Source organism: Tsukamurella ocularis, assembly GCF_965138335.1.
In the GTDB taxonomy this organism is placed as follows: Bacteria; Actinomycetota; Actinomycetes; order Mycobacteriales; family Mycobacteriaceae; genus Tsukamurella; species Tsukamurella ocularis_A.
This window is the reverse complement of the sequence record NZ_CBCSDV010000010.1, coordinates 17,447-39,760: the sequence shown is the minus strand read 5'-3', so window position 1 is coordinate 39,760 and position 22,314 is coordinate 17,447. Positions and strand designations below refer to the sequence as shown.

Here is a 22,314-nt window from a genome sequence, read left to right as displayed (position 1 = left end):
CAACCTTCTCAGAGGCTGAGATCGTCGGCGGTGACCCGGAACCCGGGGTCCGTGAGCAGGCCGGAGAACAACGCGGCGGGCACGGCGAAGCGCTGGTTCGGGCGCACCGTGAGCAGGACCATCGCCCACGACGGCTGCACCGACTCGAGGTTGGCACGCTCGATGACGATGGTGTTCACGGGGTTGTCGATCCGGATGCGCGTCGCGTCGCTCCCCGCCGCCCACCGCGCGCCGGGCCACAGCACCTTGCGGTTCTGCAGCCATGCGCAGAGCAGCGCGACGAGCGGCATCTCGACGGCGATCAGCGCGAAGAATCCGCCGCCGATCGCCGCCCCGAGCAGCCAGCCGCTGCCCGTCGCGATGCAGACCGCGGCGACCAGTACGCCGACGACGAGCGCCAGGATGAGCGTGCGACGCCACAGCTGACGCGACCGGACCACCGACAGCGTCGCCCGCCGGGCGTCGCCCGGCTGTGCGACCCACTCCACCGTCGTGGCCGGGATCCGGTCTCCGACCTCGGCGGGGTGCTCCGCCGGTGCCGCGTCGTCCTCGTCCTCCGCCTCGGCCTCGACGGCGGGCGCATCGTCCGGCGTCGTCCCGGCGTCCTCCGCCTCGGCGTCGACGGGCCCGCTCGGCTGCTGCTCGCTGCTCACCTCTGCAGTCTCACACGGCGGGCGGCGGTCGGAGCGGCCCGGGTCGAGCCCTCGACGCCCTACGCGAAGTCGACGAAGTACGGGAACTGCGACGTCATCCGCGCCGGGTTGGGCGCGATCCCGGTGGCCAGCGCCGAGTTGGTGACGAAGACCAGGGCGTTGTCCATCACGTTGTCGGACAGACTGCGCCCGTTGATCCCGGCGAAGTCGAACGACGCGAACGATCCGATGACGTACGGGAGGTTGGTGGCGCCGAAGAGCTCCAGCACCCGGTCGGCGTACGCCTCGGGGTCGCGCGAGGTCTTCGCGGCCGTGACGTACTGCGCGATCCGCGTGCGCGCGGCCGCGAGCACGGCGGTGTTGTCGCCCGACGGGGCCGTCCGGTTGTACGCGTCCTTGGTCTGCGCGTCGGGGAGGAAGATGTGCGTGAACAGCGGCAGGCCCCAGCGGTTGACCTGCTGCTCCGGCGCGTGGCCGTACAGCGAGACCGTGGCCCAGCTGTGCACGCGGGCGCCGGCGCCGCCGAGCAGCGCGTTCGGGACCTCGAGCACGATCGACGCGACGGAGCGGCCGTCGAATCCGTTCTCCTTGTTCTCGAAGCGATCGGGCCGGTACTCGCCGCGCGCGAAGTCCTCCTGGAAGGCGTCGAGCGCCACGTGGTCGCCGCCGAAGGCGTCGAAGCTGACGGCCGCGTAGGCGCGCACGCCGTTCTCCCCGGTGACGGTCTCGCCGGTGAGGCCCTGCGCGAGCGGCGTGCCGTCGGCGCCCTTCGTCGCGTCGTCGCCGGTGGCCATGACGACCTCGAGCTGCTGGGCGTGGCCGTTGCCGCGGTCGACGTGGACGGTCTCGCCGAAGCGGAACTTGAACGTGACGTTCTCCGTGTCGTCGCCGTCGGTGTCGAAGCGGAAGGCGTAGAGGCCCTCGTCGCGGAACGGCGCGGTGGCGAACTTCTCCGCCGCGACGGGGTTGACGGCCATCGCCATCACGGTGGTGTCGGGGCCACCCTCGAACAGGTAGTAGTCCGTGATGTTGAGCCGGGGATCCTCTTCGGCGCTGGGGATATCGAAATGGTGCGACATTGCTTGTCCTTCAGATAGGTGCGGATGATCGCAGCGAGGCATCGCCGATCACGGAGAACGAGGACCTGTGCGCGCCTAGCGGAGGGTGAGCGCGGCGACGCCGGTCAAGCGGCACCGCCAGGTGCCCTCCCGCTGGACGAGCACGGTCAGCACCGCACCGCAGGAACGGCACCGGATCACCATGCCCATCGGCGAGGCGTAGACCACCGCGACGCAGAACGGGTCGGTCTTCGCGCATTCGGCGCATTCGGCCAGCGCGGCCGAGACGTCGATGCCGAAGACCTCGGCCAGCGGCCCCGTCGCGACATTGCCATCGAGTGCGGTAACCACGTCACTTGCCTCCGAATCGTTCGGTGCGGATGGACTGCGCCGGGTAGCCGAGGCCCGTGGCCCAGTTCGCGACGGTCTCGACGAACACCGTCGGGCCGCAGATGTAGAGGTCGCCCGATTCCGTGGGCGGCACCACGAGGCCGGCGAACTCGTCCCGGGTCAGCCGGCCCGCGGGCCGCTCCGGGGTCTCCTCGCGGGTGTGGATCACCCGGACGTCGGTGTGCCGCAGTGCCTGCAGCTCGGCGCCGAACATGACGTCCTCCGACGTCCGCACCGAGTACAGCAGGCGCACGGGGTTGGGTTTGTCCGCGTTCTCGTTGGCCTCCGCCATCGGGAAGAGCGGCACCACGCCGGAGCCGCCGGCGATCAACTGCACCGGCCCGGCGTGCTTGTCGGGCCGCCAGATGAAGTACCGCCCCAGGGGTCCCTGGATCTCCACCTCGTCGCCGACGGCGAGCGTCTCGACGAGATAGGGCGAGACCTCCCCGTCGGGGACCTCGGCGACGGCCAGCACGACCTCGGTCCCGGGACCGTACGACGCGAGCGAGTACGACCGGGTGGCCTGGTAGCCGTCCGGGGCCGTGAGCCGCAGGTCGGCGTGGGCGCCCGCCTCGTTGCCCGGCCACGTGGGGACGTCGAAGATCAGCCGGCGCGAGGTCGCGGACTCGGGGCGCGCATCGACCAGGCGCGCGCGATGCCAGCCGGCGTGCGGCGCCTTCGTGCCGCGCGCGAGATTCACCGGTGCGCTCACGAGTACCGCTCCTCCCGCCACGGGTCCCCGTGCAGGTGGTAGCCGTTCTGCTCCCAGAAGCCGGGCTCGTCGTCGTCGATCAGCTGGAGCGCGCGGACCCACTTGGCGCTCTTCCAGAAGTACAGGTGGGGCACCAGGAGGCGGGCCGGGCCGCCGTGCTCGGGATCGAGCGGGGCGCCCTCCGCCTCGGTGGCGATCCAGGCCTGGCCGTCGAGGATCTCGTCGAGCGGGAGATTCGTGGTGTAGCCGTCGTAGGAGTGGGCCATCACGTAGTCGTTCGTCGTCTCGACGTCGGCGAACAGCGCGTCGAGGGGCACGCCGCGCCACGGCATCTGGAGCTTGCTCCAGTGGGTCACGCAGTGGATGTCGGTGGTGATGTCCTCGACGCCCAGCGCGTGCAGCCCCTCCCAGTCCCAGGTGTGCTTCTCGCCGGTCTCGGTGTAGATGCTGAAGCTCCACTCGTCGGTGCTCACCTGCGGGGTGGGTCCGACGGACAGGACGGGCCAGTCGTAGGCCAGTCGTTGTCCGGGTGGGAGCGCCGGATCGACCCTCCGGCGCTGCCCGAATCCTTGATTGATGATCGCCATTTCTGCAGGCCTGCCCGTCATTCCGCTCGACTTTTGCGTAAGCATAGCCCCGAACCCGGGTCGGTGATCGCGGAAGCGCGGCTTCGCCGCCGGACGGGGCCGGCCGGCCGTCTCCGGGCCGCACGAGCGGGCCCGGACACCGTGGTGCCCGGGCCCGGCCGCGCCCCCGTCAGGCCGCCACGTCCCGGCGGGACTCCGAGAACGCGGCTGCGATGAGCCCCGCCGCGGCGATCGCGAGCAGCACCAGGGTCGCGGCGGTGAACACGGTGGCACCGGGCTGGGTGGCGATGTGCTTGAACGGGGAGGCCTTGGCCACCCAGTCGGGGAGTTTGAGCACGTCCGCGATCATCGTGGTCACGCACAGGGCGAGCACGATCCACCCCACCGACGCCCAGCGCGCCGAGATCGCCCCGGCGAGCGCGGCGATCGCCGTGATCACCCACACCGCCGGGAGGGCGGCGAGCGCGGGCACGATCAGTTGGCGGCCGGCCGTGAGCGAGACGCCCACTCCCAGCGCGAGACTCACCGCCGCGGTCGCGATGAGGGCCGCGATCAGGTGCGAGGCGTACCAGCGCAGCCGCGCTACGGGCGCCGCCAGGAGGTACTCCGCGCGACCCGAGGTCTCCTCCGAGCACGCGGTGTTGACGATCGAGATGCCCAGCGCCGCGATCGCCATGCCCATGATGGAGAACTCGGCGCCGAAGAAGATGTCCAGCAGGCTCGAGCCGGACCCGCCGAGCCGCTCCAGCATCTCGCGCGTACCGGCGTTGCCCGCCAGCGAGTCGATCGCGCTGCCCATGCCGCCGAAGGCGAGGCCCACGGCCAGCATGCCGATGCTCCAGCCGAGGAGCTGGCCGCGGTGCAGCCGCCAGGTGAGCGCCTCCACCGAACCCAGTAGGGCACTCCCGCGTTCCCGGCCGCGGCCCACGGGGATCAGGCCGGCGCCGAGGTCGCGCTGCGCGGCGAGCCGGAGCGCCGCCGCGGTGAGCACCACCGAGGCCGCGAGGAGCACCAGGACGGGCCACGGCCGGTCGTCGGCGAAGGGACGGATCTGCTGCGCCCACCCGAGCGGCGAGAGCCAGGACTCCCACCCGGGCTCGGCGGGGAGCGTCCCGTCGGTGCGGAGGACGGAGACGTCGCCGACGGCCCGGAGCAGGTAGGCGCCGCCGAGGCCGACGGCGAACAGGCCGCGCGCGGCGCGCGCCCCCTCGGTGAGCTGGGCGCACAACAGCGCGAAGGCCGCGAAGACGATGCCGGTGCACGCCCAGAGTGCGCCGAACATCACGCTGCCCTTCGCGTCCGCGCCGAGGCCGACGAGCGTCAGTGCGCTGAGCACGCCGATCGCGAGGCTGAGCACGGTCGACTCGATGAGCGCGGCGATCGCCGGGGCGGTGCGGTCGATGGCGGAGGCGCCCAGCATCTCCCGGCGTCCGGACTCCTCGTCGGCGCGGGTGTGGCGGATCACCAGCAGGCCCGTGAGCAGGTCCAGCGCGGCCGCCATCATGACGACCATCTTGATCATGGCGACGGCGCCGGTCGTGGCGGAGTACACGGGGCCGAACAGCGCGACCAGCGAGGGGTTCTCGCTCGCCGCACGGGCGGCGGAATCGAGTGCGGCCTGATCCGCGTACGTGGTCTCGGCCACGGAGTACGCGGAATAGGCCATCGCCACGTAGAGCAGGAGCCAGATCACCAGCTGGATCCGGTCCCGGCGCAGCACCAGGCGGAGCGTGGGGCCGAGGCCGGTCATCGCGCGGCCCCCGCGGTGTCGTAGTGCCGCAGGAAGAGCTCCTCGAGCGTGGGCGGGCGGCTCGTCAGCGAGGTGGGCCCCGCGGCCGCGAGCTCGCCGAGCAGCCGGCCGAGGTCGGCGGCCTCCACGCTGAAGGAGACCCGGTCCCCGTCGGCCTGCAGGTCGTGCACGCCCGCGGTGTTCGCGAGGTCGACGGGGCGCGCCAGCGTCGCCTCCACCCGGGTGCGGGAGAGGTGGCGGAGCGACGCCAGCGAGCCGGTCTCGACCGACGCCCCGTCCTTGATGATGGTGACGGTGTCCGCGACCCGGTCGACCTCGGACAGGATGTGGCTGGACAACAGGATCGACGTGCCGGCCGCCTTGGCCTCGGTGAGGCACTGGGTGAAGACCTCCTCCATGAGCGGGTCGAGGCCGGAGGTGGGCTCGTCGAGGATCATGAGCTCGGCGCGGGCGGCGAAGGCCGCCACGAGGGCGACCTTCTGCCGATTGCCCTTGCTGTAGGTGCGGGCCTTCTTCGCGGGGTCGAGGGCGAAGCGCTCGATCAGCTCGGCGCGGCGGGCCTCGTCGAGGCCGTCGNGCAGGCGGCCCATGAGGTCGATGATCTCGCCGCCGGAGAGGTTGGGCCACAGGGTCACATCGCCCGGCACGTAGGCGAGGCGGCGGTGCAGCTCGGGTGCCTGGGACCACGGGTCCCCGCCCAGCAGCTCGACGGTGCCCGAGGTCTTCCTCAGCAGGCCGAGCAGGACGCGGATGGTGGTGGACTTGCCGGCCCCGTTGGGTCCGAGGAAGGCGTGGACCTCTCCCGGCGTCACGTGGAGGTCGAGCCCGTTGAGTGCGTGTGCGCTACCGAAGGTCTTGGTGAGGCCCTCGATGCGGATGACTTCAGTTGTCATGGCGCTGACGCTACGCCCAGTTCACAAATTTGTGAAGTGTCTGAATTTTGGCTATGGTGACCTGCATGGATGCGCCGGACTTCGTGGAGAACATGGCAGCCGCGTTCGTGGACGCGGGAATGCAGCGCATGGCGTCCCGCGTCTTCGCCGCGGTGCTCGCCTCGGCCGAGGGTGCGCTCACGCCGTCGCAGATCGCGGAGCGGCTGCAGGTGTCCGCCGGCGCGGTGTCGGGCGCGGTGGGATACCTGGAGCAGACGAGCATGATCCGCCGCACGCACGTCCCGGGATCGCGGCACAGCCTCATCACCCTCGGTGACGACATCTGGTACGAGGCCTTCGCCTCGCGCAATCCGATCATCGAGCGCTGGCGCGATCTCGCCGCCGAGGGGATCGAGGAGCTCCCGGCCGGCGGCCCGGCCGCCGAGCGCCTCTCCGTGATGCGGGACTTCTTCGACTTCATGATCACCGAGCTCCCGGAGGTCATGGAGCGCTGGCGCCGTATCCGCCTGGACAAGCACGGATACTGAAGCGGTCACGTCGTCCCGCACGAAGGAGTCCTTCCATGACCGCATCCACCCCGCCCGGCGGCACCTTCGACCTCGGCGGCGACCTCACCGTCACCCGATTCGGTTACGGCGCCATGCAACTCGCGGGGCCGCACGTCTTCGGACCGCCCGCCGACCGCGAGGCCGCGATCGAGGTGCTGCGCGATGTGATCGACCTCGGCATCACCCACATCGACACCAGCGACTACTACGGCCCCTTCGTCACCAACGAGATCATCCGCGAGGCGCTGCACCCCTACCCGGATTCGCTGCACATCGTCACCAAGGTCGGCGCGCGCCGCGACGACACCGGCGGCTGGCCGCCGGCCCTCGAGCCCGACGATCTGCGCCGCGCCGTCGACGAGAACCTCGAGCGCCTCGGCCTCGACGCGATCGACGTGGTGAACCTGCGCGTGGGCGACTTCGACACCCCCAGCCCCGGCTCGATCGCCGAGCCCTTCGCCGTGCTCGCCGAGCTGCAGCAGCAGGGCCTGATCCGGCACCTCGGCGTGAGCACCGTGACCGCGGAGCAGGTCGCCGAGGCGCAGTCCATCGCGCCCGTGGCCTGCGTGCAGAACTTCTACAACATCGCCCACCGCGTGGACGACGAGCTGGTGGATTCCCTGGCGGCGCAGGGCATCGCGTACGTACCGTACTTCCCGCTCGGCGGCTTCAGCCCGCTCCAGTCGGACGCGCTGAACGCCGTCGCGGCCAGGCTCGGCGCCACCCCGATGTCGGTCGCCCTCGCGTGGTTGCTGCAGCGTTCGCCGAACATCCTGCTGATTCCCGGCACTTCGTCGATCGCGCACCTGCGCGAGAACATCGCCGGCGCCGCGCTGGAGCTGCCGGAGGACGCGCTCGCGGAGCTGGACGCCATCGGCGCGCGCTGAGCTGTGGAGGATCGACCCCGCTCACCGGGGTCGATCCTCCACAGGAGCTCAGTAGTTCCGCGGCCCGGTCTCGTACCTGCCGTCGGCGACGAGCCAGGTGACCGCCACGACCGCGATCGGCGTCACGCAGAGGATCGCGATCAGCACGTACAGTTGCATCACCGCCGCCGCCAGCGGCGACGCGCCGCCCAGCACCATGCCGACGAAGGCGCCGGGGATCGCCACCAGCCCGACGGTCCGCGTCTGGTCCAGCGCGGGGATCAGGGCCGTCGCCGCCGCGGCGCGCGCCAGCTCCAGTCGGATGAACAGCGGGTCGAGGCCCAGTGCGAGCCCCGCCTCCAACTCCCCGCGGCGCGCGGCCAGTTCCTCCAGGGCGCGTTTCCCGGCGAGACCGGCCCCGGCCATCGCCGCGCCGATCGCGCTGCCCGCCACGGGAATCACCGCGATCCCCCGCGCCGGCAACACTCCACTCAGCATGAGCGCCGTCGTCAGGACCGCGGCCGGGCCGGCCACCGCCGCGGTCGTCGCCGCCAGCTCCGACCACCGCGGCCGGCGGCCCACGATGCGGCGCGCCGCGGTCCACCCCGCGGTGAGGCCCATGAGCAGGACGAACGCCGCCGTGAACCACAGGCTGCGCACGATCAGGCTGAGCACCATCCCGAGCGCCGCGAGCTGCACCGTGGCGCGGACCGTCGAGCCGAGGACCGCGGGGCCGTACCCGGTGCGCCCGAGCCAGGCCACGGCGGCGCCCGTCAGGGCGAGGGCGACGAGCGCGACGGCGAGCCCCGGGCCCACCGTGAGCAGCTCGCCCGGATCGTTTCCGGTCACGTCCTGGAAACCTAGCCGAAACGCGCGCCCCGCGGAGCCTCGCAGCTGCATCGCCGCAGGTCCAGGGCGGTAAGGCTGACCTTCCATTTGGTGATTAGGAGCGCGGAAACTACAGTTTTCGGTACAGCCAACGATGCCTGAGGCGATCTGCAGCACCGATCGCCGAACCTTGAAGAACCCGTTCCGCCGTGAGGCGCTGCGTAGAGGCAGGTATTCGATGAGCCGATTCGTCCCCCCGGGCCCCCAGGGCCTGTACCACCCCGCGAACGAGCACGACGCCTGTGGCGTCGCCTTCGTGGTGGACATGCACGGACGCAAGTCCCGGGACATCGTCGACAAGGCCATCACCGCCCTGGTCAACCTCGAGCACCGCGGCGCCGCGGGCGCCGAGCCCAACACCGGTGACGGCGCGGGGATCCTGATCCAGGTCCCGGACCGCTTCTTCCGCGAGGTCGTGGACTTCGAGCTGCCCCACCAGGGCGCCTACGCCACGGGCATCGCCTTCCTCCCGCAGGCCGCCGCCGAGGCGACGAAGGCCGCCGAGGGCGTCGAGCGCATCGTCGCCGAGGAGGGCCTGTCGGTCCTCGGCTGGCGCGACCAGCCCACCGACGACGGCTCGCTGGGCGCGCTGGCCCGCGACGCCATGCCCACGATGCGCCAGGTCTTCATCGCCGGCACGGATGCCGACGGTGCGCCCCTCTCGGGCATGGACCTCGAGCGCCGCTGCTTCGTGATCCGCAAGCGGGTCGAGCGCGAGCTCGGCACCGACGGGGCGGGCGCGGGCTCGCAGGGCGAGGAGTCGGTGTACTTCCCGTCGCTGTCCGGCCAGACCTTCGTCTACAAGGGCATGCTGACCACCCCGCAGCTGCGCGGGTTCTTCGTGGACCTGCAGGACGAGCGCGTCGAGTCGGCCCTCGGCCTCGTGCACTCGCGCTTCTCCACCAACACCTTCCCGAGCTGGCCGCTCGCGCACCCCTACCGGCGCGTGGCCCACAACGGCGAGATCAACACCGTCAACGGCAACGAGAACTGGATGCGGGCCCGCGAGGCGCTGCTCGACGTCTCGGCCTTCGGCGAGGACGCCACGGACAAGATCTTCCCGATCTGCACCGAGGGCGGCTCCGACACCGCGCGCTTCGACGAGGTGCTCGAGCTGCTGCACCTCGGCGGCCGCAGCCTGCCGCACGCCGTGCTCATGATGATCCCCGAGGCGTGGGAGCGGCACCAGGACATGGACCCGGCCCGCCGGGCGTTCTACGAGTACCACTCCTCGCTCATGGAGCCGTGGGACGGACCGGCCTCGGTCTGCTTCACCGACGGCACCGTCATCGGCGCGGTGCTCGACCGCAACGGCCTGCGCCCCTCGCGCATCTGGGTCACCAAGGACGGCCTCGTCGTGCTCGGCTCCGAGGTCGGCGTGCTCGACATCGACCACGCCGACGTGGTCTACAAGACCCGCCTGCAGCCGGGCCGCATGTTCCTCGTGGACACCGCGCAGGGCCGCATCGTCTCCGACGAGGAGATCAAGGGCGAGCTCGCCGCGGCCGAGCCCTACCAGGAGTGGCTCGACGAGGGCCTGCTGCGCCTCAAGGACCTGCCGGACCGCCCCCACACCGTGATGGCGCACGACCGCGTCACCCAGCGGCAGCAGATGTTCGGCTACACCACGGAAGAGCTGGACATCCTGCTCACGCCGATGGCGAAGACCGGCGCCGAGGCCATCGGCTCCATGGGCACCGACACCCCCGTCGCCGTGCTCTCGCTGCGCCCGCGGCTGCTGTTCGACTACTTCCAGCAGCTCTTCGCGCAGGTGACCAACCCGCCGCTCGACGCGATCCGCGAGGAGATCGTGACCGCGCTCGGTGGCACGATCGGCAGCGAGTCCGATCTGCTCAACCCCGCGGCGATCAGCTGCCGCCAGATCCACCTCGAGCAGCCGATCCTCAACAACGACGAGCTGCAGAAGCTGGTCAAGGTCAACGACGACGGCACGCTGCCCGAGTTCCGGTCCGTCGTGATCCCGGGCCTCTACCACGTGGCCGAGGGCGGCAAGGGCCTGCGCGAGGCGCTCGACACCGTGCGCACCCAGGTCTCCGAGGCCATCGACGGTGGCGCGCGCCTGATCATCCTGTCGGACCGCAACTCCGACCGGCTGCTGGCGCCGATCCCGTCGCTGCTGCTGACCTCCGCCGTGCACCACCACCTGGTGCGCGAGCGCAGCCGCACCAAGGTCGGCCTCATCGTCGAATCGGGCGACGCCCGCGAGGTGCACCACATGGCGGCCCTGATCGGCTGCGGCGCCGCGGCGGTCAACCCGTACATGGCCTTCGCGACCATCGAGGACATGCACATCCGCGGTGAGCTCAACGGCACCCCGCTGGAGAAGCTCAACGCCAACTACGTCAAGGCCGCCGGCAAGGGCGTGCTCAAGGTGATGTCCAAGATGGGCATCTCGACGCTGGCCTCCTACACCGGTGCCCAGCTGTTCCAGGTGATCGGCCTCTCGCAGGAGGTCGTCGACGAGTTCTTCACCGGCCTGCAGAGCCAGCTCGACGGCATCGGCCTCGACGAGATCGCCGCCGACGTGGCCGCGCGGCACAAGCGCGCCATGAACGACCGCCCCGAAGAGCTGGCGCACCGCGAGCTCGAGGTGGGCGGCGAGTACCAGTGGCGCCGCGAGGGCGAGTACCACCTCTTCAACCCGGACACCGTGTTCAAGCTGCAGCACGCCACGCGCACCGGGCAGTACAAGGTGTTCAAGGAGTACACGAAGCTGGTCGACGACCAGAGCGAGCGGCTCGCGTCGCTGCGCGGCCTGTTCCGGTTCCAGAGCGACCGCCCGTCGATCTCCATCGACGAGGTGGAGCCCGCGAGCGAGATCGTCAAGCGCTTCTCGACCGGCGCCATGAGCTACGGCTCGATCTCGGCCGAGGCGCACGAGACGCTGGCCATCGCCATGAACCGCCTCGGCGGTCGCTCGAACTCCGGTGAGGGCGGCGAGGACCCGCGGCGCTTCACGCCCGACGAGAACGGCGACTTCCGCCGCTCGGCGATCAAGCAGGTCGCCTCGGGCCGGTTCGGCGTGACCTCGCACTACCTGAGCAACTGCACCGACATCCAGATCAAGATGGCGCAGGGCGCGAAGCCCGGCGAGGGCGGCCAGCTGCCCCCGCACAAGGTGTACCCGTGGGTCGCCGAGGTCCGTGGCTCGACGCCCGGCGTCGGCCTGATCTCGCCCCCGCCGCACCACGACATCTACTCGATCGAGGACCTGGCGCAGCTGATCCACGACCTGAAGAACGCGAACCCGCAGGCGCGGATTCACGTGAAACTGGTCTCGGAACTCGGCGTCGGCACCGTCGCCGCGGGCGTCTCCAAGGCGCACGCCGACGTGGTGCTCATCTCGGGCCACGACGGCGGCACCGGCGCCACCCCGCTGACCTCGGTCAAGCACGCGGGCGCGCCGTGGGAGATCGGCCTCGCCGAGACCCAGCAGACGCTGCTGCTCAACGGCCTCCGCGACCGCATCGTCGTGCAGGTCGACGGCCAGCTCAAGACCGGCCGCGACGTCATCATCGCCGCCCTGCTCGGCGGCGAGGAGTTCGGCTTCGCGACCGCCCCGCTGGTGGTCTCCGGCTGCATCATGATGCGCGTCTGCCACCTGGACACCTGCCCCGTGGGCGTGGCCACCCAGAACCCGGTGCTGCGGCGCCGGTTCACCGGCAAGCCCGAGTTCGTGGAGAACTTCTTCCTCTACATCGCCGAGGAGGTGCGCGAGCTGCTCGCAGAGCTGGGCTTCCGCACGCTGCAGGAGGCCGTCGGCCAGTCGCAGATCCTCGACACCACCGCGGCGCAGGCGCACTGGGGCGACGCCAAGGCCGGCAAGCTCGACCTCTCGCCGATCCTGGCGCAGGTCGACTCGCCGTTCATGAAGCAGGACCTGTTCTGCAGCCAGCCGCAGGATCACGGCCTCGAGAAGGCCCTGGACCAGCAGCTGATCTCGCAGGCGCGGGTCGCGGTGGAGACGGGCGCGCCGGTGACCATCGAGACCCCGATCTCGAACGTCAACCGCACGGTGGGCACGATGCTGGGCCACGAGGTGACCAAGGCGCACGGCGCCGACGGCCTCCCCGAGGACACCATCGACATCACCTTCAAGGGCAGCGCGGGCAACAGCTTCGGCGCCTTCGTGCCGAAGGGCATCACGCTGCGCCTCGAGGGCGACGCCAACGACTTCGTCGGCAAGGGCCTCTCGGGCGGCAAGATCGTGGTCCGCCCGGCGCGCAACGCCCCGGAGGAGTTCGTCGCCGCGGAGAACATCATCGCGGGCAACGTGATCCTGTTCGGCGCCACCGCCGGCGAGGTCTACCTCAACGGCAAGGCGGGCGAGCGGTTCGCGGTGCGCAACTCGGGTGCCGTCGCGGTGGTCGAGGGCGTGGGCGACCACGGCTGCGAGTACATGACCGGCGGCCGCGTGGTGGTCCTCGGCGACACGGGCCGCAACTTCGGCGCCGGGATGTCCGGCGGTGTGGCCTACGTCTACAACGCCGACGGACAGTTCGAGCGCGACCTCAACACCGAACTGGTGGAGCTGGAGTCGCTCGACGAGGCCGACCTCGAGTTCGTGCACGGTGCGGTGACCAAGCACTACGACTACACGGACTCCGCCGTCGCGGCGCGGGTCCTGGCCAACTGGCCCCGGGAGCGTCAGCTCTTCGCCAAGGTGATGCCGCGCGACTACAAGCGCGTCCTCACCGCCATCAAGCGCGCCGAACTCGACGGCCGCAACATCGACGACGCAGTGATGGAGGCCGCTCGTGGCTGATCCGCAGGGCTTTCTGAAGAACAACTCGCGCGAGACCCCGGTCCGCCGGCCCGTCCCGCTCCGGCTCCTGGACTGGAACGAGGTGTACAAGCCGTTCGACGGGACCACCCTGCGCAAGCAGGCCTCCCGGTGCATGGACTGCGGTATCCCGTTCTGCCACAACGGCTGCCCGCTGGGGAACCTGATTCCCGAGTGGAACACGCTGGCGTACAAGGACCGCTGGTACGACGGCATCGAGCGGCTGCACGCCACGAACAACTTCCCGGAGTTCACCGGGCGGCTGTGCCCCGCGCCCTGCGAGGCGTCGTGCGTGCTCGGCATCAACCAGGATCCCGTCACCATCAAGCAGGTCGAGGTCGAGCTCATCGACAAGGCCTTCGACGAGGGCTGGGTCTCGCCGCAGCACCCGACCAAGCTGACGGGCAAGAAGATCGCCGTCGTCGGCTCCGGTCCCGCGGGCCTCGCCGCGGCGCAGCAGCTCACGCGCGGCGGTCACACGGTGACCGTCTACGAGCGCGCCGACCGCATCGGCGGCCTGCTCCGCTACGGCATCCCGGAGTTCAAGATGGAGAAGCGGCACATCGACCGCCGCCTCGCCCAGATGAACGCCGAGGGCACCGTCTTCAAGACCGGCGTCAACGTGGGCGTCGACGTGACCGTCGAGCAGCTCCGCGAGGACTTCGACGCGGTGGTGCTCGCCAACGGCTCGACCGTCGGTCGCGACCTGCCGATCCCCGGCCGCGAGCTGGACGGCATCCACCAGGCGATGGAGTTCCTGCCGTGGGCCAACCGCGCCGCGGTCGGCGACGACGTCCTCGACGAGGCCGGCCTGCCGCCGATCCATGCGAAGGACAAGAAGGTCGTCATCATCGGCGGCGGCGACACCGGCGCGGACTGCCTGGGCACCTCGCTGCGCCAGGGCGCGACCAGCGTGCACCAGTTCGAGATCATGCCGATGCCGCCGCGCGAGCGCGCCGAGTCCACCCCGTGGCCGACCTACCCGCTGATGTACCGCATCAGCTCCGCCCATGAGGAGGGCGGCGAGCGCGTCTTCTCCGTGAGCACCGAGGAGTTCGTCGGCGAGGACGGCAGGGTCACCGGCCTGAAGGCCTACGAGGTGAAGATGGAGGGCGGCCGCTTCGAGAAGGTCGAGGGCACCGAGTTCACCCTCGAGGCCGACCTCGTGCTGCTGGCCATGGGCTTCGTCGGCCCGCAGCGCGACGACCTGCTGGACAAGCTCGGCGTCGAGTACAGCGAGCGCGGCAACGTCGCCGCCGGCCTGCTGGTTACCGCCGCCGAGCATGTTGCCCAGGATGCTGCCGAGGACGTCGCCGCCGCTCTGCTGCTGCGGGGCCGGGGCCTGCTCCTGCTGCGGGGCGGCCGCGCCGCCGCTGGTCAGCTTCTTCATGACGAAGCTGATGACGATGGGCGCCAGGATCGGCAGTAGCTGCTTGACCAGGCCGTCCGTGACGCCGGAGGACAGCGGCGCGGCGGCCGCGGCGGCCACGTCGTCGGTCTTCTCGCCGAACAGGCTCGAGACGATCTGCTGGCCGTCGCCGTTGTCGGCGGCCTGGGCGAGATCGGCGGGGGCCTCGGTGGTGTCCTGCGCCTGCAGGCCGGCGAGCAGCGTCGGCACCGTCTGGTTGACGGCCTCCGAGGCGACGTCCTCCGAGACGCCGAGCTGGGCGGCGATATCGGCGAGCGGGATGGACTTGATCAGATCGTCGAGATCGGACACGGTTCTCCTTGGCGGATGTGTGAGGACGCAAACTTCTGCACGAACACCCACAGCGTAGTCGCGGCCCGCGCGGGCGCTCGCCGGAACCCGGATGTGAGGAGAGACACGCTTCGGCGCTGAGCACTGGACCCCGACCCGAACGAGGAATACAGTATCTGTAACCAACCGTTCCGCATCGAGATCGCCCGGAGATTCCTGTGAAGCTGCACCGACGCACCACCCTGTTGGGCTCGAAGGCGTTCTCCCGGTTGCGGAGTCGCCGCCTCGCGCGCACGCTCACCGAGGACGGCGAGCGCCTCGTCACCGCGTCGGATCTGCGGGTCCTCCGGGCGAGCTAGTCGCGTCCAGGATCAGTGCCGCCGTCTGCGCGGGCTGATCGACCATGGCCTGGTGACCGCTCGGCGCGATCACGGCGAACCGCGCGCGCAGCACCTCGGCCAGCTCGCGCTGCTGCTCCAGCCAGTGCGTCGCCCAGGGGGTGCGCCGCCCGGCGAACGCCGCGGCCACCGTCCACGGGACGCCGACCGGCAGCGGCCTCCGCTCCCGCAGGTCCGCCAGTTCGTGCGCCAGCACCGGATAGCGGCCGTTCTCCAGGAAGGCCGCCCGGAAGTAGGCCTCGGACTTCAGGATCGCCGCGTACTCGGCCGGCGGCGTGCCCGCGCCCAGCATCCGGTGCACCAGCGGGCCGAACAGATTCATCCGCACGGCGGCCGCGGCGTCGGCCGAGCGCAGGAGCGCGGCATCGCGGAGCTCGCCCGGGACCACCCACCGCGGCGAGGCCTCGACGCTGCCGTCGAGGAGGACCGATGCCGCTGTGCGGTCGGGGAACTCACGGGCGAAGGCCTCGACGTAGAAGCTCGCCATCGAATGCCCCACCATGACCGCCGTGTCGATGCCCAGGGCGTCCACTAGCTCACGCAGGCGGGTGACCTCGGTGCGCAGGGTGGGGACGGCACCGTCGGGCCAGGGGTCGGAGAGGCCGTACCCGGGCCGATCCAGGCGGACGACGGTGCGGCTCGGCGAGAGGAGTTCGATGACGGCGTCCCAGTCGAACCAGTTCCCGGCCAGGCCGGAGTTGAGCACGACGGGCGGCCCCGAGACCGGCCCGGCCGCCGCGTCGACCACCACGTGGGTGCGGGTACCCGCCAGTTCGAGCAGCACGCCCCGAGGATAGTCGGGCATGATGGGGCGCGTGAGCGAGGCGATCGACGTGACCATCTCCGACGATGTGATCCGGCTGGGGCAGTTCCTCAAGCTGGCGGGTCTCATCGACTCCGGGGCCGAGGCGAAGGCCGTGATCGGCGAGGGCGAGGTCACCGTGAACGGCGAGGTCGACGTCCGTCGTGGGCGGCAGCTCGCGGTGGGCGACGTGGTGGAGGTCTTCGGGCGGTCGGCCCGCGTGGCCCGCTGAGCCGGTCCGCCGCGTTAGCGGAGGACGATGCCGTCGTCGTCGCTGAAGAGCGTGTCGCCCGGGTTGAAGGTCACACCGCCGAAGGTGAGCGGGATGTCGCGCTGGCCCTCGTTGGTCTTGGTGGACTTGCGCGGGTTGGTGCCGAGCGCCTTCACGCCGATGTCCAGGGTGCCGATCACGGCGGCGTCCCGGACCGCGCCGTAGGCCACGATCCCCGCCCAGCCGTTGCCGCGCCCCAGTTCGGCGATGAGGTCGCCGACCAGCGCGGTGTGCAGCGAGGGCACGCCGTCGGCGTCGGAGCCGTCGATGACCAGCACGCGGCCCTCGCCCGGCTCACCCAGGATCGACTTGAGCAGCGCGTTGTCCTGGAAGCACTTGACCGTGACGACCTCGCCCGCGAACTGCTTGCGGCCGCCGAACTGGCGGAACTGCGTATCGCAGCTGCGCACGTCGGGGCCGATCTCGTCGACCAGGTCCGCGGTGGGGGTGAACTGCACGTCGCTCATACCCGCCAGGCTATCGCCTCGTGAATCCGGCCGATTCCGGGGTCACGAGGCCAGATCCGGTTTCGTCTCCTCCGCATCCGCCGATTTCACGCCCCTGACGAGGCCGATGTGCCGGTCGGTGCGCACGATGTCGAGGATCTCGGCAAGGATCGCGTCCCAATCCCCGATGACCTCGGAGTAGTCGAACCGCATGACGCGGTAGCCGCTGCGGGTGGCGGTCCGGTCGCGCCGGTTGTCCACGAGCCGCTGCGCGCCGCTGTGGTGGTCGGTGCTGTCGCATTCGATGATGAGCTTGTCGCCGACGAGCAGGTCCACCCACCCGATTCCGGGAACGTACTGCTGGCTGCGCACGCGGATGTGCAGGCAGGTCAGGCGGTAGCGGACCAGAGATTCGGTGCCGGAGCCGGCCAGCGGGTCCAGGTGCTCGAGCAGTCGCTTCGTGGCCTTCGGGGCGTCCGCGAAGATCTCCTCGAGGTCCTGGACGCTGTAGGGGTCGGTCTTGCGCAGCAGCGAGTCGAGCACTGCGACGAACTCGTCGGCGTCGAGGCAGTTCGCCGCACACACCAGAGCGGCGGGCAGGTCGTCGACGGCGCGGGTCGGCGAAGGGAGATGTCGGTACGCACCGCAGTCCTCGTGCGATCGCGTCCGCCGATGTCGTGCGCGCCGGAGATGGGTCGTGGACTTCGTCAGGCCGGCCCTGGCGGATCTTCGCGGCGGGATCCAGACGCCGGGGCGGAAGGCCAGCGCGGAGACGCAGGTGATCACGGCGCCGCCCTTCACCGCGGCGACCACGAGAGGGTCTGCGCCGGGGAACCGGTACCAGCCCCGACGGATAACGACGATGTCGCCCCGACGGCGAAGCCGCTCGATCTCCGCGGAGTCGGCGCCCGCACGCAGCGCCGCCCGGCGGGAGAAGACGCCGCCGTCCGGAGCGGCCAGCGCCTGCAGGATCTCGATGGTGTGCATGGTCCCAGCGTGATCCGGGCGCGAGGCCCGGAGATGCTCGCCGGGGCGCACCTGTGGAGAGAAGAAGTTACATACGCTCAGTTGTGGAGGAAGGTCGTCGCGAATCCGGCGGATGAGCAGGTCAGGAAGCCGATTCTGGCCTCGTCGCTCAGGATTCGGCCGCTTTCACGAGGGCCTGGTGGCGACGCTATTGAGGCGGCGTCAACAAGCGGGTAACCTGGCGTCATGCCAGCACCTACTCAGGCCACGTTCGACCGTCTTCGCGCCCTCGCGGCGATCGACCACCCGGAGCAGCGCGAGTCGCGCGACGTCCTCGAGGCGTTCTCCGGCGAGAAGGTCACCACGATCCCCGTCGGGACGGTCGCGGACGTGGAGAAGGCCTTCGAGCGGGCTCGCCTGGCGCAGAAGCAGTGGGCGGCGCGCAGCGCCAAGGACCGCGCGGCCGTGCTCCTCAAGTTCGCCGACCTGGTGAACGAGCACCGCGCCGAGCTCATGGACATGGTGCAGCTGGAGACCGGCAAGGCCCGCCAGTACGCGCAGGAGGAGTCGCTGGACGTCGCGATGACTGCCCGCTGGTACGGCAAGAACGCGCCGAAGATCCTGGCGGAGAAGAGCACCGACGGCATGCTGCCGGTGTTCACCAAGACCCGCGTGCGGTACCAGCCCAAGGGCGTCGTCGGCGTGATCGCGCCGTGGAACTACCCGATCACCCTCGCCGTCTCCGACGGCGTCGCCGCGCTGGCCGCGGGCAACGCCGTGGTGCTCAAGCCCGATTCGCAGACCCCGTACTGCGCGCTGGCGGCCGTCGAGCTGCTGTACCGCGCCGGCCTGCCGCGCGACCTGTTCGCCGTGGTCCCGGGCCCCGGCGGCGTCGTGGGCACCGCCATCGTCGAGCGCGCCGACTACCTCATGTTCACCGGCTCCTCCGCCACCGGCGCGACGCTCGCCGAGCAGTGCGGCAAGCGGCTCATCGGCTTCTCCGCCGAGCTGGGCGGCAAGAACCCCATGGTGGTCACCAAGGACGCCGACATCGCGCACACGGCCGACGGTGCCGCCCGCGCCGCGTTCTCGAACTCCGGCCAGCTGTGCATCTCGATCGAGCGGATCTACGTCGAGCGGGAGATCGCCGACGAGTTCGCCCGCGCCTTCGCCGAGCGCACCGCCGCGCTCGCGCTGGGCGCCGGCTACGACTTCGAGAACGAGATGGGCTCGCTCGCGTCGAAGTCGCAGATCGACACCGTGGCCGCGCACGTGGACGACGCCGTCGCCAAGGGCGCGACGGTGCTCGCCGGCGGCAGGGCCCGCCCCGACCTCGGCCCGTTCTTCTACGAGCCGACCGTGCTCAAGGACGTGCCGGAGGAGGCCGTCTGCTTCAAGTCGGAGACCTTCGGCCCGCTGGTCTCGATCTACCCCGTCGACTCCATCGACGAGGCCGTCGAGAAGGCCAACGACACCGAGTACGGCCTCAACGCCAGCGTTTTCGCGGGCTCGTCGAAGCAGGCGCAGGAGATCGCCGAGCGGATCAACGCCGGCACCGTCAACATCAACGAGGGCTACGCCGCCGCGTGGGGCTCCACCGCCGCGCCGATGGGCGGCATGGGCATCTCCGGCGTCGGCCGCCGTCACGGTGCCGAGGGGCTGCTCAAATACTGTGAGTCGAAGACCATTGCGCAGCAGCGGATCATCGGCATCGGCGGCATCAAGGGCGTGCCGCGCAACGTCTTCCTGAACGTCGTGCCCTCGGCGATCAAGGCGCTCAAGCTCATCGGCCGGTAGCCCGGCCACGCCGATGGCCCCCTCCGCGTGGAGGGGGCCGTCGCCGTCGTCGGCCCGCGTCAGGCGGGCACGCGGTCCAGGAAGCCGGCGACGGTGGCGATGCGGCCGTCGGCGTCGACGGTCACCACGTCGAAGCCGATCACCGGCGGCTCCGCGCCGGCGGGGCCGAGGCCCCACTGGAACCGCACTTGACCGTGATGCGCGTCGGGCTCGCCGACGAGGGTGAACTCGAAGCCGGGGAACTGCTCGTGCACGCCGGCGACGACGGCGCCGATGGCCTCGGTCCCGGCGACCTCCGCCATCGGGTCGGTGTACGTGGCCCCGGGCGCCCAGTGCCGCGCGAGCAGGTCGCGGCGGGCCTGCGGGTCGGTGCTGTTCCAGGTGGCGAGGTAAGCGTCGACGACGTGGTTCATGGTGTCCTCCAGGTGTTCTCGGTGTGGTCGATGGGAACGGTGCCGAGTCTGCCGCCGAACGCGGGCCGGGGCGATTACCTCGGAGGTAATGGTGGCGCCTCCCCGGCGCGGATAGATTCGCGGGCATGACGACGATCGAGGTGGGGCCGCTCCTGCGCACCTGGCGGCAGCGGCGACGGCTCAGCCAGCTCGAACTCGCGAGCCGCGCCGAGGTCAGTGGGCGGCACCTGAGCTTCGTCGAGACCGGTCGCTCGCGGCCGAGCGCCGAGATGATCCTGCGGCTCGCGGACCACCTGGAGGTGCCGCCCCGCGAGCGCGACGCCCTCCTCGTGGCGGGCGGCTTCGCCCCGCGGCACGACAGCCCCGCGGACGCCGCGGACGTGCTGGCCTCCTTCCGCACCCTGCTCGACGCGCACGCGCCCTATCCCGCGGTGCTCCTCGACCGGTACTGGGACCTGGTGGACGCCAACGATTCCGTCGCCCCGATGCTCGCCGGCTGCGCGCCGCACCTGCTGGAGCCGCCGGTCAACGTCGTCCGGCTGAGCCTGCACCCGGACGGGCTCGCGCCGCGCATCGTCGACCTCGGGGCGTGGCGCGAGCACCTGCTGCACCAGGTGGCCGCGCGCGCCGACCGGACCGCCGATCCGCGGCTGGCGGCGCTGCTCGCCGAGTGCCGGGAGTACCCGGGTGGCGGCCCGGCGCGCGCGCCGTCCGGGCCCGTCGTCGAGCTCGTCCTCCGCGTGCCCGACGGTGCGCCGCTGCGGCTGTTCAGCGTGGTCAGCGCCGTGCTCACGCCGCACGACGCCACCGTCGACGAGCTGCACCTGGAGACCTTCCTGCCCGCCGACGAGGCCACGCGGCAGCGGCTACAGGCGCGGGCCTGACGCCCGCACGGCGGCGGTGACCGCGGTGGCGACCGCCTCGCCCTCCTCGGGGAAGGGGTGCAGTGCGGCGGCGCGGGGCACCTCGTCGACGCCGTTGATCCACGGGCGCGCGCTGCACAGTTCGTGGCCCCTCGACGCGGGCTCCATGTCGACGTACTCCGCCCGGGCGTTCGCGGCGGCCCGCCGGACGGCGTCGTTGAGCCGCTCGGTGAGGATGCTGCGCATCCACGGGATGGAGGCGGAGCGGAAGGGGGCGATCGCGGCGCAGGTCCGGTCGCCGGCGAACACGGCGGGATAGCCCACCAGCAGGATCCGGGCCTGCGGCGCGCGCTCGCGGACGGCGCGGACGATGCGCTCGTTCGCCGCGGTGATCCGCGCGAGGCGGGAGGCGACGGCACCGTCGGACAGGCGGGCCGGGCGGGTGCGCTGATCGGCGGTGCAGCGGACCGCGGCCGATCGCGGTGCCACGGCGCAGGATTCGAGAATGCTGGAGTAGAGGTCACCGTCGTTGCCGCCGAGGGAGACGGTGACGATCCTGGTGGCGGGGGTGATCCCGTCGAGCTGCGGTGCGGCGCGGTAGTAGCCGGTCTTCGCGGAGCCGGCGCGCTGGCTCGTGAAGGCGTCCTGCGTCTTGGCGCCGCCGCAGGTGTTGTCCCGCAGTGCGTCCGGGGCGAGGCCCAGCGCCGCGGCCACCAGCTTCGGGTAGGTGCGTGTGGACCGTCCACACGCGCGCTCCTGCTGCGTGGCGCCGACGGTGGCGTCGGCGGGCAGGGAGGAGTACGAATCGCCGAGCGCGACGTACGTCGGTGCGGCCGCCGCGTGAGCGGGTGCCGTACTGAGCACCGTGGTGGCGAGGACCGCCGCGCCGAGCAGGGGCAGGGACCGGCGGGAGCGCATCGACATACCGCCACCCTATTGCGCGCGGCCGCCCGCCGCAGCCCGGCGAAATCCCGTTGCGCGGCGCGGCCGCCGGCGGGATCCTGGAGGGCATGGAGGTCACGTTCGTCAAGCGCCGGAACGGGTACGACGTGCGGATCACGCGCGCGCAGGGCCCGGAGCTGGCGCCCCGCGGCGGCCCGGGCGGCCGGCCGCCGGTGCCGCACGACGCGGCGCACCTCATCGTCGAGGCCGAGGCGGGCCTGCGCGGCGGGGTGTTCGGGCGGATCGCCGACGCCAACGGACTCGACGGGCTGTTCTGGCCGGCCGATCCGGCAGAGCGCCGCAAGGCGTCCCGCCGCAAGCGGCAGCCGACGGCCGCGCAGTCCGCGGACATGGCGCGCTCGGAGTACCTCGCCTCGCTGACCGCGGCGCTGTGGGAGGTGGAGCGCGGGCACCGGAAGCCGGAGCCCGCGTGGCCCGGCGCCCTCGAGGACGCCGCGATCGAACCCGCGCTGATGACGCGGATCTTCGCCCGCTACGACGACTTCGCCCCGCGCTGGGCGGCGCTCCCCGACGGCGGTGAACTCACCCTGACGTGGTGAGACACGAC

General features: G+C 71.4%; 21 protein-coding genes and 3 pseudogenes. 9 read left to right on the top strand and 15 right to left on the bottom strand.

What is annotated here, in order from left to right; genetic code table 11:
* Positions 1-8: 8 nt before the first annotated feature.
* The 8 genes and pseudogenes from ACNAYW_RS11135 to ACNAYW_RS11100 all read right to left on the bottom strand — a co-directional run.
* The gene (locus tag ACNAYW_RS11135; RefSeq protein ID WP_415849758.1) at positions 9-653 is read right to left on the bottom strand and encodes a hypothetical protein; all 645 of its coding nucleotides are present in this window, start codon (positions 651-653) and stop codon (positions 9-11) included.
* A gap of 59 nt (positions 654-712) precedes the next feature.
* The gene (locus ACNAYW_RS11130) at positions 713-1,732 is read right to left on the bottom strand and encodes a DUF4331 family protein (protein ID WP_415849757.1); all 1,020 of its coding nucleotides are present in this window, start codon (positions 1,730-1,732) and stop codon (positions 713-715) included.
* A 75-nt stretch (positions 1,733-1,807) separates the two neighbouring features.
* Positions 1,808-2,062 (bottom strand): DUF6510 family protein, encoded by a 255-nt coding sequence (locus ACNAYW_RS11125; RefSeq protein WP_068531977.1) that lies wholly within the window; start codon positions 2,060-2,062, stop codon positions 1,808-1,810.
* Between the two features lies 1 nt (position 2,063).
* Positions 2,064-2,813, bottom strand: coding sequence for an FAD-binding oxidoreductase (locus tag ACNAYW_RS11120; protein ID WP_415849756.1), 750 nt, complete (start codon positions 2,811-2,813; stop codon positions 2,064-2,066).
* A complete protein-coding gene (locus tag ACNAYW_RS11115; RefSeq protein ID WP_415849755.1) occupies positions 2,810-3,400 on the bottom strand; it encodes a molybdopterin-dependent oxidoreductase in 591 nt (196 codons plus the stop codon). Before ACNAYW_RS11115 ends, ACNAYW_RS11120 begins: the two co-directional genes overlap by 4 nt.
* A 169-nt stretch (positions 3,401-3,569) precedes the next feature.
* Positions 3,570-5,150 (bottom strand): ABC transporter permease, encoded by a 1,581-nt coding sequence (locus tag ACNAYW_RS11110; RefSeq protein WP_415849754.1) that lies wholly within the window; start codon positions 5,148-5,150, stop codon positions 3,570-3,572.
* Positions 5,147-5,726: pseudogene (locus ACNAYW_RS11105) on the bottom strand (AAA family ATPase); the annotation flags it as partial. The gene ACNAYW_RS11110 and the pseudogene ACNAYW_RS11105, both read right to left, overlap by 4 nt.
* 1 nt (position 5,727) lies before the next feature.
* Positions 5,728-6,043, bottom strand: a 316-nt coding sequence (locus ACNAYW_RS11100) for an ATP-binding cassette domain-containing protein (protein ID WP_415849753.1), incomplete at its 3' end; no start/stop codon positions are given.
* A 65-nt stretch (positions 6,044-6,108) separates the two neighbouring features.
* Between ACNAYW_RS11100 and ACNAYW_RS11095 the strand changes: the two genes are divergently transcribed.
* A complete protein-coding gene (locus ACNAYW_RS11095) occupies positions 6,109-6,570 on the top strand; it encodes a GbsR/MarR family transcriptional regulator (RefSeq protein ID WP_415849752.1) in 462 nt (153 codons plus the stop codon).
* A 35-nt stretch (positions 6,571-6,605) separates the two neighbouring features.
* Positions 6,606-7,478 (top strand): aldo/keto reductase family oxidoreductase, encoded by an 873-nt coding sequence (locus ACNAYW_RS11090; protein WP_415849751.1) that lies wholly within the window; start codon positions 6,606-6,608, stop codon positions 7,476-7,478.
* A 48-nt stretch (positions 7,479-7,526) separates the two neighbouring features.
* Here the strand turns inward: ACNAYW_RS11090 and ACNAYW_RS11085 are convergent, their stop codons facing one another.
* A complete protein-coding gene (locus ACNAYW_RS11085; protein WP_415849750.1) occupies positions 7,527-8,306 on the bottom strand; it encodes an ABC transporter permease in 780 nt (259 codons plus the stop codon).
* Between the two features lie 217 nt (positions 8,307-8,523).
* On the opposite strand from ACNAYW_RS11085, the gene gltB reads away from it, so the two are divergent.
* Entirely contained in the window at positions 8,524-13,131 is a 4,608-nt protein-coding gene (gltB, locus tag ACNAYW_RS11080) for a glutamate synthase large subunit (RefSeq protein WP_415849749.1), read from the top strand.
* Positions 13,124-14,524, top strand: a pseudogene (locus ACNAYW_RS11075) (glutamate synthase subunit beta); the annotation flags it as partial. The gene gltB and the pseudogene ACNAYW_RS11075, both read left to right, overlap by 8 nt.
* Before the next feature lie 69 nt (positions 14,525-14,593).
* On the opposite strand, the pseudogene ACNAYW_RS11070 reads toward ACNAYW_RS11075, so the two are convergent.
* A pseudogene (locus tag ACNAYW_RS11070) lies at positions 14,594-14,869 on the bottom strand (DUF937 domain-containing protein); the annotation flags it as partial.
* A 197-nt stretch (positions 14,870-15,066) separates the two neighbouring features.
* Between ACNAYW_RS11070 and ACNAYW_RS11065 the strand changes: the two are divergent.
* The gene (locus ACNAYW_RS11065) at positions 15,067-15,207 is read left to right on the top strand and encodes a hypothetical protein (RefSeq protein ID WP_415849748.1); all 141 of its coding nucleotides are present in this window, start codon (positions 15,067-15,069) and stop codon (positions 15,205-15,207) included.
* Here the strand turns inward: ACNAYW_RS11065 and ACNAYW_RS11060 are convergent.
* Positions 15,170-16,030, bottom strand: a complete 861-nt coding sequence (locus ACNAYW_RS11060) for an alpha/beta fold hydrolase (protein WP_415849747.1) — start codon at positions 16,028-16,030, stop codon at positions 15,170-15,172. The genes ACNAYW_RS11065 and ACNAYW_RS11060 overlap by 38 nt on opposite strands.
* 22 nt (positions 16,031-16,052) lie before the next feature.
* Between ACNAYW_RS11060 and ACNAYW_RS11055 the strand changes: the two genes are divergently transcribed.
* A complete protein-coding gene (locus tag ACNAYW_RS11055; RefSeq protein WP_415849857.1) occupies positions 16,053-16,280 on the top strand; it encodes an RNA-binding S4 domain-containing protein in 228 nt (75 codons plus the stop codon).
* 14 nt (positions 16,281-16,294) lie between these two features.
* Here the strand turns inward: ACNAYW_RS11055 and rraA are convergent, their stop codons facing one another.
* Together rraA and ACNAYW_RS11045 are read right to left on the bottom strand one after the other, a co-directional pair.
* On the bottom strand, positions 16,295-16,786 hold the full coding sequence (gene rraA, locus ACNAYW_RS11050) for a ribonuclease E activity regulator RraA (protein ID WP_415849746.1): 492 nt from the start codon (positions 16,784-16,786) through the stop codon (positions 16,295-16,297).
* 42 nt (positions 16,787-16,828) lie between these two features.
* Positions 16,829-17,752: a DUF559 domain-containing protein gene (locus tag ACNAYW_RS11045; RefSeq protein WP_415849745.1), complete on the bottom strand. Its 924-nt coding sequence runs from the start codon at positions 17,750-17,752 to the stop codon at positions 16,829-16,831.
* A 225-nt stretch (positions 17,753-17,977) separates the two neighbouring features.
* On the opposite strand from ACNAYW_RS11045, the gene ACNAYW_RS11040 reads away from it, so the two are divergent.
* Entirely contained in the window at positions 17,978-19,528 is a 1,551-nt protein-coding gene (locus tag ACNAYW_RS11040) for a succinic semialdehyde dehydrogenase (RefSeq protein ID WP_415849744.1), read from the top strand.
* Positions 19,529-19,587: 59 nt separating this feature from the next.
* Here the strand turns inward: ACNAYW_RS11040 and ACNAYW_RS11035 are convergent, their stop codons facing one another.
* Complete coding sequence (locus ACNAYW_RS11035; RefSeq protein ID WP_336669568.1) at positions 19,588-19,941, bottom strand: nuclear transport factor 2 family protein; 354 nt, start codon at positions 19,939-19,941, stop codon at positions 19,588-19,590.
* A gap of 125 nt (positions 19,942-20,066) precedes the next feature.
* Between ACNAYW_RS11035 and ACNAYW_RS11030 the strand changes: the two genes are divergently transcribed.
* On the top strand, positions 20,067-20,825 hold the full coding sequence (locus tag ACNAYW_RS11030) for a helix-turn-helix domain-containing protein (protein WP_415849743.1): 759 nt from the start codon (positions 20,067-20,069) through the stop codon (positions 20,823-20,825).
* Here ACNAYW_RS11030 and ACNAYW_RS11025 read toward each other — a convergent pair.
* Positions 20,808-21,728, bottom strand: a complete 921-nt coding sequence (locus ACNAYW_RS11025; protein ID WP_415849742.1) for an SGNH/GDSL hydrolase family protein — start codon at positions 21,726-21,728, stop codon at positions 20,808-20,810. The genes ACNAYW_RS11030 and ACNAYW_RS11025 overlap by 18 nt on opposite strands.
* 86 nt (positions 21,729-21,814) lie before the next feature.
* Between ACNAYW_RS11025 and ACNAYW_RS11020 the strand changes: the two genes are divergently transcribed.
* Positions 21,815-22,306 carry a hypothetical protein gene (locus ACNAYW_RS11020; RefSeq protein ID WP_415849741.1) on the top strand — a complete coding sequence of 164 codons (492 nt, stop codon included), beginning with the start codon at positions 21,815-21,817 and terminating at the stop codon, positions 22,304-22,306.
* Positions 22,307-22,314 lie beyond the last annotated feature (8 nt).